The 15716-nt window shown below is 38.5% G+C and carries 13 protein-coding genes; 12 read left to right on the forward strand and 1 reads right to left on the reverse strand.

All coding sequences use genetic code 11. The features are described from left to right. Nucleotides 1–88 precede the first annotated feature (88 nt). The 8 genes from ASG01_RS00895 (at nucleotide 89) to ASG01_RS16285 (ending at nucleotide 8425) form a co-directional block, all read left to right on the forward strand. Nucleotides 89–637, forward strand: a complete 549-nt coding sequence (locus ASG01_RS00895) for a type 1 glutamine amidotransferase domain-containing protein (protein ID WP_055858561.1) — start codon at nucleotides 89–91, stop codon at nucleotides 635–637. A 210-nt stretch (nucleotides 638–847) separates the two neighbouring features. Further along, on the forward strand, nucleotides 848–2653 hold the full coding sequence (gene typA, locus ASG01_RS00900) for a translational GTPase TypA (RefSeq protein WP_055858564.1): 1806 nt from the start codon (nucleotides 848–850) through the stop codon (nucleotides 2651–2653). 97 nt (nucleotides 2654–2750) lie between these two features. Further along, a complete protein-coding gene (locus ASG01_RS00905) occupies nucleotides 2751–3860 on the forward strand; it encodes a M23 family metallopeptidase (protein ID WP_055858567.1) in 1110 nt (369 codons plus the stop codon). 71 nt (nucleotides 3861–3931) lie between these two features. Beyond that, the gene (locus tag ASG01_RS00910) at nucleotides 3932–5512 is read left to right on the forward strand and encodes a glycoside hydrolase family 10 protein (RefSeq protein WP_055858568.1); all 1581 of its coding nucleotides are present in this window, start codon (nucleotides 3932–3934) and stop codon (nucleotides 5510–5512) included. Between the two features lie 149 nt (nucleotides 5513–5661). Next, a complete protein-coding gene (locus tag ASG01_RS00915; RefSeq protein WP_055858571.1) occupies nucleotides 5662–6213 on the forward strand; it encodes a ferritin in 552 nt (183 codons plus the stop codon). 146 nt (nucleotides 6214–6359) lie between these two features. Then, the gene (ychF, locus tag ASG01_RS00920; protein WP_055862010.1) at nucleotides 6360–7451 is read left to right on the forward strand and encodes a redox-regulated ATPase YchF; all 1092 of its coding nucleotides are present in this window, start codon (nucleotides 6360–6362) and stop codon (nucleotides 7449–7451) included. Nucleotides 7452–7524: 73 nt separating this feature from the next. Next, the gene (locus tag ASG01_RS00925; protein WP_055858574.1) at nucleotides 7525–8118 is read left to right on the forward strand and encodes a hypothetical protein; all 594 of its coding nucleotides are present in this window, start codon (nucleotides 7525–7527) and stop codon (nucleotides 8116–8118) included. 175 nt (nucleotides 8119–8293) lie between these two features. After that, nucleotides 8294–8425, forward strand: coding sequence for a hypothetical protein (locus ASG01_RS16285; RefSeq protein ID WP_262483853.1), 132 nt, complete (start codon nucleotides 8294–8296; stop codon nucleotides 8423–8425). 31 nt (nucleotides 8426–8456) lie between these two features. Here ASG01_RS16285 and ASG01_RS00935 read toward each other — a convergent pair whose 3' ends face one another. Then, nucleotides 8457–9605: a methionine aminotransferase gene (locus ASG01_RS00935; protein WP_055858579.1), complete on the reverse strand. Its 1149-nt coding sequence runs from the start codon at nucleotides 9603–9605 to the stop codon at nucleotides 8457–8459. Between the two features lie 480 nt (nucleotides 9606–10085). On the opposite strand from ASG01_RS00935, the gene ASG01_RS00940 reads away from it, so the two are divergent. The 4 genes from ASG01_RS00940 to ASG01_RS00955 are packed head-to-tail and all read left to right on the forward strand — an operon-like array spanning nucleotide 10086 to nucleotide 15716. After that, on the forward strand, nucleotides 10086–11972 hold the full coding sequence (locus tag ASG01_RS00940; protein WP_055858582.1) for a DNA topoisomerase IV subunit B: 1887 nt from the start codon (nucleotides 10086–10088) through the stop codon (nucleotides 11970–11972). A 16-nt stretch (nucleotides 11973–11988) separates the two neighbouring features. Beyond that, nucleotides 11989–12474, forward strand: a complete 486-nt coding sequence (locus ASG01_RS00945) for a hypothetical protein (RefSeq protein WP_055858585.1) — start codon at nucleotides 11989–11991, stop codon at nucleotides 12472–12474. Beyond that, the gene (locus ASG01_RS00950; protein WP_055858596.1) at nucleotides 12471–15053 is read left to right on the forward strand and encodes a DNA gyrase/topoisomerase IV subunit A; all 2583 of its coding nucleotides are present in this window, start codon (nucleotides 12471–12473) and stop codon (nucleotides 15051–15053) included. The genes ASG01_RS00945 and ASG01_RS00950 overlap by 4 nt, the downstream gene beginning before the upstream one ends. 9 nt (nucleotides 15054–15062) lie before the next feature. Continuing rightward, on the forward strand, nucleotides 15063–15716 hold the full coding sequence (locus ASG01_RS00955) for a rhomboid family intramembrane serine protease (RefSeq protein WP_055858599.1): 654 nt from the start codon (nucleotides 15063–15065) through the stop codon (nucleotides 15714–15716).

The raw sequence follows: 15716 nt of genomic DNA on the forward strand, positions 1-15716 counted from the left end.
AATTTAACAGATATTGTGTTTTTATTAAGACTCTGTCGGCATTATATTTTCTTACGGTATATCATCAAACACCAAAAAATATAATATTATGTCTAAGAAAATTGCAATTCTTGCAACGAACGGATTTGAAGAAAGCGAATTGAAATCACCAAAAGAACATTTGGAGCAGCAGGGTTGGACGGCACATATTGTTAGCCCGGAATCTGGAAGCATCAAAGCATGGGCAGAAAAAAACTGGGGACAGGAATATCAGGTAGATAAAACTTTAGATGAAGCTTCTGCGTCAGATTATGATGCATTGGTTTTGCCTGGCGGGGTGATTAACCCGGATTTGCTGAGAACGAATGAATCTGCTTTAAGTTTCGTGAAAGAATTTTTCGAGCAGCATAAACCTGTTGCAGCGATTTGCCACGGACCTCAGATTTTAATTAATGCAGGCGTTGTGGAAGGTAGAAATTTAACTTCAGTAAATTCTATAAGTCAGGATTTGAAAAACGCTGGTGCCAACTGGGAAGATAGTGAAGTGGTAACGGACCATGGTTTGGTAACGAGCCGTACGCCAAAAGATTTACCGGCTTTTAATAAAAAAATGGTAGAAGAAATCAACGAAGGCAAGCACGATGAGCAGCACGCGTAAGATTTTGTTATTAAAATAGAAAAACCCCAAATTCTTAAGAGTTTGGGATTTTTTTCTTCTTAGGCCGAGAAATTTTAAGAATATAATAAAGCCTTACTTTGTATTAAAGGAGATTTTAGTAAAAGTGCTCATTATGAAATTGTTAAATAATAAAACTTTTTCAGGTTAATTCATTAAAAATCATTAATTTCGCACCCGTAAAATTCATTCATGCAAAACATTAGAAATATTGCGATTATCGCGCACGTTGACCACGGTAAAACGACTTTGGTTGATAAAATTATTCATGCGACTAACATTTTCAGAGAAAATCAGGAAAGTGGCGAGCTCATCATGGATAACAACGATCTTGAGAGAGAAAGAGGAATTACCATTTTGTCAAAAAATATTTCTGTTACTTATAAAGACGTAAAAATCAATGTAATCGATACGCCTGGTCACGCCGATTTTGGTGGTGAAGTAGAGCGTGTTTTGAAAATGGCCGACGGTGTAGTCCTATTGGTGGATGCATTCGAAGGGCCGATGCCTCAGACAAGATTCGTTCTTCAGAAGGCTTTAGAACTTGGTTTGAGACCGGTTGTGGTTATTAATAAAGTAGATAAACCAAACTGTCGTCCGGAAGAAGTTCATGATAAAGTGTTTGATTTATTCTTTGCGCTTGATGCGACCGAGGAGCAGTTGGATTTCCCTACATTCTACGGTTCATCTAAGCAGGGCTGGTTCAACACGTCATTAGAACAAACTGAAAATATATTCCCATTACTGGACGGGATTTTGGAATACGTTCCTGCTCCTAAAGTATCTGAAGGACCTTTGCAGATGCAGATCGTTTCTTTGGATTTCTCTTCTTTCTTAGGGAGAATTGCAATCGGAAAAGTAATCAGAGGTGAAATCAAAGAATCTCAGTGGATCGGTTTGGCGCAGGCCGACGGAAAAATTGTAAAAGGAAAAGTAAAAGAACTTTATGTTTTTGAAGGTCTTGGAAAGAAAAAAGTAACCGAAGTGAAAGCCGGAGATATCTGTGCTGTTGTAGGATTCGACGCTTTTCAGATTGGAGATTCTTTCGTAGATCTTGAAAATCCTGAGCCATTACCAAGAACTTCAATTGATGAGCCTACGCTGAACATGACGTTCTCAATCAACAATTCACCTTTCTTTGGTAAAGACGGTAAATTTGTTACTTCAAATCACCTTAAAGAAAGGTTATACAAAGAATTAGAGAAAAATCTTGCATTGAGAGTTGAACAGACCGGTGATGCAAACACTTTCCTTGTATTTGGTAGAGGTATTCTTCACTTGTCAGTTTTAATTGAAACCATGAGAAGAGAAGGTTACGAAATGACGATTGGCCAGCCACAGGTTATCCTGAGAGAAATCGACGGAGAAAAATGTGAGCCTTACGAATCTTTGGTTGTTGATGTTCCTGAAGAATTTGCTTCAAGAGTTATCGATTTGGCAACTCAGAGAAAGGGTGATCTTCACATTATGGAAACAAAAGGTGAAATGCAGCATATGGAATTCGAAATTCCTTCAAGAGGTTTGATCGGATTGCGTTCTCAGATGTTGACTGCTACTGCCGGTGAAGCTATTATGGCTCACCGTTTCACAGAATACAAGCCTTTCAAAGGAGCGATTCCTGGAAGAAGTAATGGTGTTTTAGTAAGTAAAAGCCAGGGTCCTGCAACTGAATATTCTATCGCTAAACTTCAGGACAGAGGTAAGTTTTATGTTGATCCGGGCGAGGAAATCTACGCTGGTATGGTAATCGGTGAGCAGAATAAGCCGGGAGATTTGGTCATCAATATTGTTGAAGCAAAACAGCTGAACAACATCCGTGCTGCAGGTAAAGATAAAGATGGTGGAGTTGCTCCGAAAATCTTATTCTCACTTGAAGAATGTATGGAATATATTCAGGCTGATGAGGCTATCGAGGTAACTCCAAACTTCATCCGTATGAGAAAGAAAGTACTTTCTGAAGAAGAAAGAAGAAGAATTGAAAGAGGCGCAAAAGCTTAATCTGATTCATTTTATAAACGCAAACCTTCCTGATTTTTCAGGAAGGTTTTTTTTATGCTTAAAAGTTTTGCGGCGAAGTTTTTGCTTAAAAATCAATATGATAAGAAAGATTTTCCCTTTTGTTTTTTCAGTTTTTGCCATTTTGATTTTGTGTAACTGTGACGGATTTAAGCTGCCTGAAAAGTTATTTGAAACTTCTGCACGTGAGCGTTATGAAAAGGATTTTTCAGATTCCGATGAAGTTTTAAAACAGTGGAAAATTAATTACAGCTCGGCTTTACAATCAAATCTTAAAATAAAAGACGGAACTGCTTTTAACTTTGTTAATGATTCTTTAAAACTGAATGCAGTCGGATATTTGATAGAATTAAAACGCGGTGATTTACTGATCATAGAAACTGACAACCTAAGTCCGGAAAACAAAATCTTTGTTGATATTTTCCCTGAAACAGCAAATACAGAAAATCTCAAAAGCCAGTTAACAGAAGGAGGAAAAGCACAAAAAATAATCGAACAGGAAGGTTTCCATCGTGTTGTAATTCAGCCGGAAATTGCTTTAAATAAAAATTTCAGCATCAAAATGTACACGCAGCCTTCCTTGGGATTTCCTGTTGCTGGAAAGGGAAACCGTGATGTACAGAGTTTTTGGGGCGCAAGCCGTGACGGAGGTGGCAGAAGTCATGAGGGTGTAGATATTTTCGCCAAACGCGGAACGCCGCTCGTCGCAGTGACTGACGGTTTTGTGAGCCGAACCGGAAATCAGGGTTTGGGTGGCAAACAGGTTTGGCTGCGCGACGGACTTCTCGGAAACTCCTTTTATTACGCACATCTCGACAGTATTATGACGACCGACGGCAAGAAAATCAAAAAAGGAGATACGCTCGGAACCGTCGGAAATACAGGAAATGCAGCTGGCGGCGCGACACATTTACACTTCGGAATTTACACTTCCGGTGGCGCGGTCGATCCTTATCCTTTTATACGAAAACGTGAAATTCCGTCTCATTTAAGTGCTTCAAATGATTTTAAAAAGACAAAACTAAAATCTGGAAGCGAAATTAAAATAAGTCCGGATTCTAAATCTGAAACCATTTTAAGTTTAAAGGAAGAAACTGAAGTTCAGGTAAAATCGGTCTTCACCAATTGGGTTCATATTAAACTTTCGGATGGTACGGAAGCTTTTGTTTTAAAAACCAGATTTAAATAAAATCAATATTGACCGAAGATTTTGAGTAGTTTTCGATTGACAATTTATGAATTATCCCGTATTTTAGCGACATGATTTTACGACCGATAAATTTCACAGCGCTTTTTGCGGCGGCAGTTTTTCTTACTTCATGTACCGCTCAGAAGGTTGCCGCAGCACCGGAAAAATCCAAAATCCCGGAAAAAGTGGCTGTTCAGGCAAAAATTCTAAATACAGCAGCGCCGGAAACCGATACAATTAAAGCAAATCTGCCTGAAATTCCGCGTGAGTTTCGTGCAGCCTGGGTGGCAACTGTTGCGAATATCAACTGGCCTTCGCGGAATAATCTACCGGTTGAGCAGCAAAAAGCTGAAGCGGTGCAGATGCTGAATTTACTCGAGCAAAATAACTTTAATGCCGTTATTTTTCAGGCAAGACCTTCCGCTGATGCTTTATACACGAGCAATCTCGAGCCGTGGTCCTATTTTCTCACAGGAGAAACCGGTCGTGCACCTTTTCCAAACTACGATCCTCTTCAGTTCTGGATTGAAGAAACGCACAAACGCGGTATGGAACTTCACGTTTGGTTAAATCCTTTCCGTGCACATCACTCAAACGGCGGCACTGTGAGCAATCAGTCTATGGTGAAAAAGTTTTCTGATATTACGATCAGGCTGAAAAACGGAATGTATTGGCTCGATCCGGCTAGCCCGAAAACGCAGGGCCATGTAAGCAATGTCGTGAAAGATCTGGTGACGAGATACGATCTCGATGCGATTCATTTTGATGATTATTTTTATCCTTATGCGACGTACAACCGCGGCGCAGATTTCCCTGACAATGAAAGCTGGAATGCCTATTTAAGTTCTGGCGGTACACTTTCCCGCGCAGACTGGCGACGCGATAATGTGAACAAATTTGTCGAAAGAATTTATAAAGAAATTCATGCAGCAAAAAATATTGTACGTTTTGGGATCAGTCCGTTTGGAATCTGGAAACCAAATTATCCTGCAGGAATCGTTGGCTCGTCACAATATGACGAATTATACGCCGATGCAAAATTGTGGCTGAATAACGGTTGGGTGGATTATTTTTCTCCGCAACTTTACTGGCCGATTGCATCAAAAGGTCAAAGTTTTGAAGCTCTTTTAAACTGGTGGAAATCTGAAAATACACAAAACAGACACCTTTGGCCGGGTTTGAATACAGTGGAAGTCCGCGTTTCTGACAGACCAAACGAAATTAAAAATCAGATAGAATTAACGCGACAGATTTTAGGTAAAGACGCTGGAGAAATCCATTGGAGTGTTGCCGGATTAACAAAAAACTCTGCAATGCTGCCGACGCTTTTAAATGGACCTTATAAAGAAAAAGCGCTGATTCCAAAGTCAAGTTGGATAAAAGTAGCAAAACCTGCAAAACCTTCACTTTTTATTGATGAGCAGCCAGATTTTGTAAAGGTAAGCTGGAGTTCGAAAAATCTTGCCGATGTTTTTCAGTGGGTTGTTTTTGCACAGTATGACGGCGTTTGGGAAACTGAAATTCTTACACAGGAAAATCTAACGAGAAATTTCAGCAAAATAAAAGAAGGTAAAAGGCTTTCTGCTGTTGCCATTAAATCGGTCGACCGTTTGGGAAATGAAAGTGATTATTTAGCAAAAAAAGTGAAATGAGCAGCAATGTCTTTTTAGATTAACTCCAAATTATTCAGGCAAAACGCTGATATTTAATGCTTTAATTTTTATTTAAAAATATTCACAGCTTCACGGAATCATTTTTGTTGCATTATGACAGACATTAAACCAAACACTTTTAAAATACGATGGATACCAACAGACTTTCGCCAAAAATGGAACAGGCGCTCAGCGACCAGATGAATACTGAAGATCTTCAGTCTAGAACTTATTTTTCTTACGGAATCTGGGCAGCAGATAAAGGCTATGGAGGAATTTCAAACTTCCTTTTCAGACACGCTCAGGAAGAGCGCGATCATGCCGTAAAATTCATGAAATTTGTACTAGACCGCGGCGGAAAACCGCGAATCACTGCTTTGCCATCGCCAGGCGAAGAACCTTCAAGTTTATCACATTGCTTTGATCTTGTTTTCAAACATGAAGTTGACAATACAGAATCAATCTACAATCTTGTGAATATTGCCTTTGAAGAAAAAGACTGGGCATCGTGGAATTTCCTTCAGTGGTTTGTAAAAGAGCAGATTGAAGAGGAAACTTTTGCCATGAATCTGATAGACAAACTGAAAATTGCCGGAGGTGACCGTGCCAGCGATGAGTCATTATTTACGCTTGACAAAACGCTCGAAGTTACCCCTGATGATGCCGAAGCGGCACAGGATGCAACAGGCGCAAATCCTTAAAAACTTTCATGTTAAAACATCTAAAATCTGCTCTTATGGGCAGATTTTTTAATTATGAACCTTTTCTTAAAATCAGTATCTTTGCACACCTTAATTTTTTTAAACAAAGCAAAGAGCCAAAAGCCGCTTGCAAAAGCTATAAAGATATGAAATGTGGAATCGTAGGCTTACCAAACGTAGGCAAATCAACACTTTTTAACTGCCTGAGTAATGCCAAAGCGCAGTCTGCCAATTATCCTTTCTGTACGATAGAACCCAATCTGGGAACAGTTTCTGTTCCGGATCAGCGACTTTTTGAGCTGGAAAAACTGGTGAAACCTGAACGTGTATTGCCGGCGGTGGTTGAGATTGTAGACATTGCAGGTTTGGTAAAAGGCGCGAGTAAAGGTGAAGGTTTAGGAAATCAGTTCCTTGCCAACATTCGTGAGTGTGAAGCGATTATTCATGTTTTAAGATGTTTTGAAAACGGAAATATCATTCACGTAGAAGGTTCGGTAGATCCGATGCGCGATAAGGAAATTATTGATATCGAACTTCAGCTGAAAGATCTTGAGACTGTTGAAAAGGCTAAAGAAAAAGCCAGGAAATTCATCAAATCCGGTAAAAAAGAAGATATTCTGACTTTCGAAACACTTCAGAATCTGGAGAAATTTTTGGAAGACGGAAAAAATGCAAGAGAATTTCCGATGGACGATTTCGCGAAATCTGTGATTTCCGATGTTCAGCTTCTGACGAACAAACCTGTTTTATACGTTTGTAATGTAGACGAAAATTCGATCAAAAACGGAAATGAATGGATTGCCAAGATTGAAGAAATGGCAAAAAAAGAAAATGCAGAAGTGGTGGTTTTAGCAGCGCAGATCGAAGCTGACATCAACGAACTTGAAACTTTTGAAGAGCGTGAAATTTTCCTTGACGAATTGGGATTAACTGAACCTGGCGTAAACCGATTGATCAGAAAAGCGTATGATCTGCTTAAATTGCAGACCTATTTCACAGCTGGTGTAAAAGAAGTTCGCGCGTGGACAATTGGTCAGGGCTGGACGGCTCCGCAAGCGGCAAGTGTTATTCATACCGATTTTGAGAAAGGATTTATCCGTGCTGAAGTGATTAAATACAATGATTACGTGACTTACGGAACTGAAGCCAAAGTAAAAGAAGCCGGAAAACTTTCTGTAGAAGGCAAAGAATACATCGTGCAGGATGGCGATGTGATGCATTTCAGATTTAACGTTTAACGGCAGACTTTCAAATAAAACTTAAAACGCTTTCTTTTTATATGAAGCGTTTTTTATATTTATAAAAAAAATCATGAATGTGTCGCTGCTGCAATTATGCTTGCTGTTATTCTTATTCTGTTCCAAATCATCAGACAAAAAATGCTTTATAGAGAGCGATGAAAATATAGCTATTGCAAATAAGAAGTCATTTTATGACGAGCAGTTTTTTGACAAAAATCCTGAATATCTTCAAGTAATCAGTTTAAAAAAGTATCGTTCATTTAAAAATGATAGCATTGATAATGTGTATAATCCTTCAAGTAATAGTCAGGAAGAAGGAAAATATGCAGATTTTAAAAATAAATTTGATATTCAGTTTATTTTTTCTAATGTACAGATATTTGGCAAATTTAAATATTGCCTGGGAAGAAATTTTTTGGGATACTGGCTTTTGAAAATTGATTCCGATAAAACGGCGGCTTATTTTCTTGGATTAAGTTTGAGCCGATACTATATAAATACAACTCAGACAAAGCCAATTATAAATAAAGGATTTCTTGAACTGGAAGGAAGTTTTGTGAAAATTGAGGATGTAGAAGGTCTGCCAGGTTATAAAGGTTTCTCAGCAACGGAAGATGGTAAATTGTTTCGGATCGACCCAGCTTTACGAAATGCTGTTACCTGATTTTGGCGGTGATAATTTGAAGAACACGAATTACTCGTTTTTAGTTTTTGAATCTGATTGCGATTACTTTCATAAAATTAGACCACAATATAGAGTTCTGTTTACAAGAACGGATGGGAAAGTGCACACGCCATTTTTAAGATCTCACGATCTTACAATCTATGGCATCAGTAAAATGCGAAAAAGTAAAGAGGATAAAAATGTTTTTTACATTTCACAATGGGATAACAGCAGTACCAAAGATTACGCGGCAGAATATAAAAACGGAAAATGGATTTTAACGACTATTGGCGGATATGATATTTGATTTTGTTAAATCTTTTCTACATTAAAAAAAATCATAATTTCCTCAAATTCTCGATCGTCTTTTCTAAAGTCTCCTGTTTCTTGGCAAAACAAAGCCGTATTACATTCTCACCTTCGGAATTTTTATAAAATGAAGAAAAAGGGATTGTTGCTACTTTATGATTCTGAGTAAGTTCTTTAGCAAATTCCAGATCGTTTTTTTCTGAAATCTTGTCATATTTTAAAGCCTGAAAATAGGTTCCTTCGCAGAGAAGAATTTCAAAGCGAGTATTTTTTAAACCTTCCTGAAGAAAATCTCTTTTTTCCTGGAAAAACTGACTCAGTTGGAGATAATGAGAATCGTCTTTCATATATTCTCCAAGTGCCAGCTGCATCGGCGTATTAACGGAAAAAACATTGTACTGATGCACTTTTCTGAATTCGTCAGTGAGATTTTTTGGTGCGGCACAATAACCTATTTTCCAGCCGGTAACGTGAAAAAGTTTCCCGAAAGAGGCAATCATTAAGCTGCGTTCTTTCAATTCCGGAAATCGACACACGCTGAGATGCTGCTTTCCGTCGAAAATAATGTTTTCGTACACCTCATCGCTTAAGATCAGGATCGAAGAATCTTTTACGATTGCATTTAATTCTTTCAGATCATTTTCATTCAACACTTTTCCGGAAGGATTATTCGGATTGTTGATGATGATCATTTTTGTCTTTTCTGAGACCAGATTTTTCACGTTTTGCCAGTCAATCGCGAAATCTGGAGACTTCATCACAAATCTTTTTACGATGCCTCCAAAAAGTTCAACCGTCGGTTCATAACAGTCATAAGCGGGCTCGAAAATAATCACTTCATCATCTTTTTTCACAAAGCTTGCTATGACTGTGAAAATCGCCTGCGTTCCGCCTGCGGTGATGGTAATTTCGGTGTCGGGATCATACGTTGTTTTGTGAGCGTTCTCGATTTTTCTGGCGATCTGTTCTTTCAAAGACATCATTCCACCGAGTGGCGCGTACTGATTAAATCCTTTCTGAATAAATTCGCTGACGAGAGAAGTGAGTTTTTGGTCCGGCATATAATCCGGGAAGCCCTGCGAAAGATTGATAGCTTCGTTTTCGTTGGCAAGCTGCGTCATCTGGCTGAAAATCGTGGTGCCGACGCTGGATAATTTTGAAATCGGAAGCTGTATCATGTGAGAAATATATTACCCGAAGATAATATATTTCATATGTTTTCCCAAATTTCATTTTTAAAATAAATGTAGTTTTTTAATGAAAAAAAGCTTCAGTAAAAATCTTTTAAACCACAAAATCATTTATTACTTTTTACATATTTATAAATCTTAAATGCAACAATGGCGAGCAATAAAATAACAACAACTGAAACAATTTGCCAAATAATCAATACGTTTCCGGGTTCTATAACCGTAGTTTCCATAATTTTTAAATCGTGTTTAGTGTAAAAAGATTTGAAGTAAAAGTTTAAGAAAGTAAAAATAATGCTTTTTTGATCTCAACTATGTGAAATTTAAAATAATTTATTAAACTGAAAATCTTATCTGATAAATCTAAAAATATACACTAAAAACGAATCGTTTCTACAGATTATCATTCAAAAAAATTCGGAAATAAGGTATCATTTTCGTACTTTTGTGTGTTTGCTGTTTACATCTATGTCACAAGAAAATCTACCTATTTATTCCGAAGATAATATCCGAACCCTCGACTGGCAGGAGCATATACGCCTTCGTCCCGGTATGTACATCGGAAAACTGGGTGATGGCTCTTCCGCGGATGACGGTATTTATATTTTGCTGAAAGAAATTCTGGATAATTCGATTGATGAATTCCGGATGAAATCGGGCAAAAGAATCGAGATTAAAGTAGATGAGGGCAAAGTAATGATTCGTGATTACGGTCGCGGAATTCCGCTTGGAAAAGTAGTTGATGCTGTTTCTAAAATGAATACCGGCGGGAAATATGACAGCAAAGCCTTTAAAAAATCGGTTGGATTAAACGGTGTCGGAACTAAAGCGGTAAATGCGCTTTCTGATTATTTTAGAGTCCGTTCTTTCCGGGATGGAAAAATGAAAATCGCTGAGTTTTCGCGTGGAATGATTACTGAAGATCACGAAGAAAAAGAAACTTCAGACCGCAACGGAACCGAAATTTCTTTTGTCCCCGATGAGAGTATTTTCCTGAATTTTAAATACCGGAAAGAATACATCGCGAGAATGCTGCGCAATTACGCATATCTGAATCCGGGTTTGAAGATAATTTTTAATGGCGAAACTTTTTATTCTGAAAACGGCCTTCGGGATCTTCTGGAAGAAGAACTGGAAAGTGAAACATTATATCCGATCATTCATCTGAGAGATAATGATATTGAAGTTGCAATCACGCATACCGACAAATCGCAGACTGAAACCTATTTTTCTTTCGTAAACGGACAAAACACGACGCAGGGCGGAACGCATCTCAATGCATTTCGTGAAGCTTTTGTGAAAACCATCCGCGAGTTTTACGGTAAAAATTTTGACGCTTCAGATATCCGAAAAGCGATTGTGGCGGCAATTTCCATCAATGTGGAAGAACCGGTTTTTGAATCTCAGACGAAAACCAAACTGGGCTCTAATGACATTGGCCCGAATGGTCCAACCGTAAGAACCTTTATCATTGATTTTCTTAAAAATAAACTCGATAATTTTTTACATCAAAACCAAGATATTGCCGAAGCTATTCAGCGGAAAATAATGATTTCTGAACGTGAAAGAAAAGAACTTTCCGGAATTCAGAAACTGGCTCGCGAGCGTGCGAAAAAAGTATCGCTTCACAACAAAAAACTTCGCGACTGCCGGCAACATTACAACGATCAGAAAGCAGAACGAAAAGCGGAAACGCAGATTTTTATTACAGAAGGTGATTCTGCATCTGGTTCGATTACAAAATCGCGTGATGTAGAAACGCAGGCCGTTTTTTCTTTGAAAGGAAAACCTTTGAACTGCTACGGTTTAACTAAAAAAGTGGTTTATGAAAATGAAGAATTTAACCTTCTTCAGGCTGCACTTAATATCGAAGAAAGTATGGAAGATCTTCGGTACAATCAGGTAATTATTGCGACTGACGCTGATGTAGACGGTATGCATATCCGACTTTTGATGATTACTTTTTTCCTGCAGTTTTTCCCGGATGTAATTAAAAATGGACACCTTTTTATTCTACAGACGCCGCTTTTCAGAGTTAGGAATAAAAAAGAAACAAGATATTGCTACAGCGAGCCCGAGCGTGTGAAAGCGTTGAATGAACTAGGGAAAAATCCTGAAATTACTCGTTTTAAAGGTTTGGGTGAAATTTCGCCGGATGAGTTTAAAAATTTTATCGGGAAAGATATTCGCCTGGAACCTGTAGTTTTGGGAAAAGAGCAGACGATTGAGCAGCTTCTGGAGTTTTACATGGGAAAAAACACACCAGACCGGCAGCTCTTTATTCTGGAAAATCTGGTAGTGGAAGAAACCGATATCGCGAGCAAAGAAACGTTTGAACCCGCGGAAAGCGAGTAGTTTTATACACATTCTGATGAGATTTAATAATAAAAAGAAAATTCCGATCTACAATTTTGTGCACACGTTGCTTTGGATGATTTTTTCAGCAGGTGTTCTGGCTTTTATTTTAGAACATTACAAATTTGATATTTTCGGAAACGAGATTTATGCTGTACTTATCGCTCCTGCGGTTTTACTCTGTTTTTTTTATATTCTTGGCAGGCAAATCTTTGAATACGACAGCGATGGAGAAGCAGTACATTTTAAAAACAGAAGTATTGTTCCATTCATAAGACCGCTCAGCGATGAGTTTCCAAAATACAAGATCATCAATTACGATGTTTTCAGGTTTTTATTTTACAAGAGACTTTTTGTGAGAATTTCAAGTAAAACGTCAAAATCTCTGGTTCTGCGGTATGAGATCTCGTACCTAGGGCAAAAAGACATCAGCGATCTGAAAAGATCATTAAACAAAATAATACAGGCAAACCGACAAAAAACGAGCGAAGATAAAGCATGACAGAAGAATTTTCTCACGAAGAAGAAAGTCTGAAAAAAGTTTCAGGGCTTTATAAAGACTGGTTTTTAGACTATGCGTCGTATGTAATTTTAGACCGGGCAATTCCGTCGGTGTTTGACGGATTCAAACCTGTACAGCGTAGAATCATGCATTCTATGCGCGAACTGGAAGATGGACGTTACAACAAAGTTGCCAATATTGTTGGAAATACAATGAAATATCATCCGCACGGCGATGCTTCGATCACCGATGCAATGGTGGGAATTGGGCAGCGCGAACTGCTTATCGACACGCAGGGAAACTGGGGAAATATTTATACCGGCGATTCTGCTGCCGCGGCGAGATATATCGAAGCGAGACTGACGGCTTTTGCGCTTGAAGTTGTTTTTAATCCTAAAACTACGGTTTGGGCAAAATCATACGACGGCAGAAATAATGAACCTGTCGATCTTCCGGTAAAGTTTCCTTTGCTTTTGGCGCAGGGCGTCGAGGGGATTGGTGTCGGACTATCCACTAAGATTCTTCCGCATAATTTTAATGAGTTAATCACGGCATCTGTTTCTTATTTAAAAGGTAAAAAATTCGAGCTTTTCCCGGATTTTCTTACGGCAGGATTTCTGGATGTTTCTGAATATAACGACGGCCACCGTGGCGGAAAAGTCCGTGCACGTGCGAAAATTTCGCAGGTTGATAAGCATACACTGATAATTTCAGAGCTTCCGTTTTCTAAAAATACCGGCGATCTGATCGATTCCATTATTAAGGCCAACGAAAAAGGCAAAATTAAAATCAAGAAAATTGAAGATAACACTTCAGACAAAGTTGAGATTTTAATTTACCTGCACAACGAAGTTTCGCCGGATAAAACGATTGATGCTTTATACGCTTTTACAGACTGTCAGGTGACAATTTCCCCTAATGCATGTGTAATTGTCGGCGATAAACCGATGTTCCTTACCGTTTCTGAGATTTTAAGAATGAACACCGATCATACGGTTTCTCTTTTACAGAAAGAATTGGAAATTGAGCTCCATGAACTTCAGGAAAACTGGCATTTCTCTTCCTTGGAAAGAATTTTTATTGAAAACAGAATTTACCATGATATTGAAGAGGTAAATAGTTGGGATGAAGTGCTAAAAACCATTGCTGTTGGTTTAAAACCACACACGACGCACCTTTTGCGAGCGGTGACTGAAGAAGATATTTTGCGGCTTACAGAGATAAGAATTAAAAGAATTTCGCGTTTCGATTTAGATAAATTTAAAGAAAATATTGCTGCACTTGAAGGCAGAATTGAGCAGACTAAACATCATCTTGAAAATCTGGTAACCTATGCGATCAATTATTATTTAAATATTCAGAAAAAATACGGAAAAGGTAGAGAACGAAAAACAGAACTGCGCATTTTTGATACGATTGATGCGACAAAAGTTGCTGTGGCGAATGAGAAATTTTATGCCAATTTCGAGGAAGGTTTCATCGGAACTTCATTAAAAAAAGATCAGTTTTTATTTGACTGTTCGGATATCGACGACATCATCACCTTCCGGAAAGACGGAAACATGAAAGTGGTAAAAGTCGAAGCGAAAACTTTTATCGGTAAAGACATTCTGCACGTCGCCATCTGGAAGAAAAACGATAAACGAACGGTGTACAATATGATCTACCGCGAAGGTCGTGAAGGTCCGTTTTATATGAAACGATTCTCGGTGACCGGCGTTACGCGAAATACAGATTATCCGCTGGCTTCGGACGCAAAGGGTTCTGAAATGCTTTATTTTTCGGCAAATCCTAATGGTGAAGCGGAAGTGGTAACAGTGCTTTTAAAGCCAAATCCGCGCATCAGAAAAAATAAAATGGAAATTGATTTTTCCGAAATCGGCATTAAAGGAAGAGATTCCAAGGGTAATCTGGTGACTAAATTTGCCGTGAAAAAAGTGGACATGAAAGAGGAAGGTGTATCTACTTTGGCGCCGCGAAAAATATGGTTTGATGAAACGGTGAGACGTCTGAATGCCGACGCACGCGGTACGCTTCTGGGAAATTTTAAAGGTGATGATAAAATTCTGACCATTAATTCTCAGGGTGAGGCAAAACTTCTGACATTTGATCTCAGCAACAGATTTGATGATCAGTTTGTCGTTCTCGAAAAATGGCGGCCTGCTCAGCCGATCACCTGCATTTATTACGACGGCGAAAAAGACATGTATTTTATCAAAAGATTCCTTCTTGAAAATACGACCAACGTGCAGACTTTTATGCCGAGCGAGCATCCGAAATCTTTTATTGAGCGCATCATCGTCTCAGACGGGGCGACTGCAGAGATTATTTTCGCAAAAGATAAAGGCAAAGACCGCGAACCGGAAATGGTTATTATAGATGAATTTATATCCGTTAAGGGTATCAAAGCCATCGGAAATCAGTTTACAAAATTTAAAGTTAAAACCATAAACGTTACCGTTCCTGAACCAATAGAAGAGCCGGAAATAATATCTGAGCCAGAAGAAAACATCTCCACGGAAGATGACGGCGGCACTATTGGCAGTCTTTTTGGAAGTGTTGACCCGAAAAATGAATAAAATTTAAGAATGAATATCATCATTATCATCATCGCGATCACCTCGGTTATCAGTTTTATTGCGTTTAATAATCAGCCGCTTTTTGAGCAGTATAAATTCAATGTAGGAGCCATCAGAAACCGAAAAGAATACATCCGACTGCTATCTGCGGGTTTTCTGCATGCAGATTTTATGCATTTGCTGTTTAATATGATGACGCTTTATTTCTTTGGGCCGGTCATTTTACAGGGTTTTGGTGTTGCAGGCTTTTTGATAATTTATATCGGGTCAATACTTTTAGGAAATATTTTTTCTCTTTTTATCTATCAGAAACAACCTTGGTATTCAGCAATAGGAGCGAGTGGTGGAGTTTCCGGAGTTTTGTTTGCAGCGATTGCGTTGCTTCCAAATCTAGGCTTGTATCTGTTTTTTATTCCCATTCCCATTCCAGGATTTATTTTCGGAACATTATATTTTGGATATTCAGTTTACATGATGCTCAACCCTAAACAGTGGGATAATCTCGGCCACGCTGCGCATTTAGGTGGTGCGTTTTTCGGACTGGTTTATGCAATAGCGAATCAGCCTGAAATGGCTTTTCAGAATATTTTTTACATCTCGATCATGTCTTTACCGCTACTTTATTTATCGTACGAAATATTTATCCGCAAAAGAATTGGATAA

It is taken from the genome of Chryseobacterium sp. Leaf180 (assembly GCF_001424585.1).
Taxonomy (GTDB): Bacteria; Bacteroidota; Bacteroidia; order Flavobacteriales; family Weeksellaceae; genus Chryseobacterium.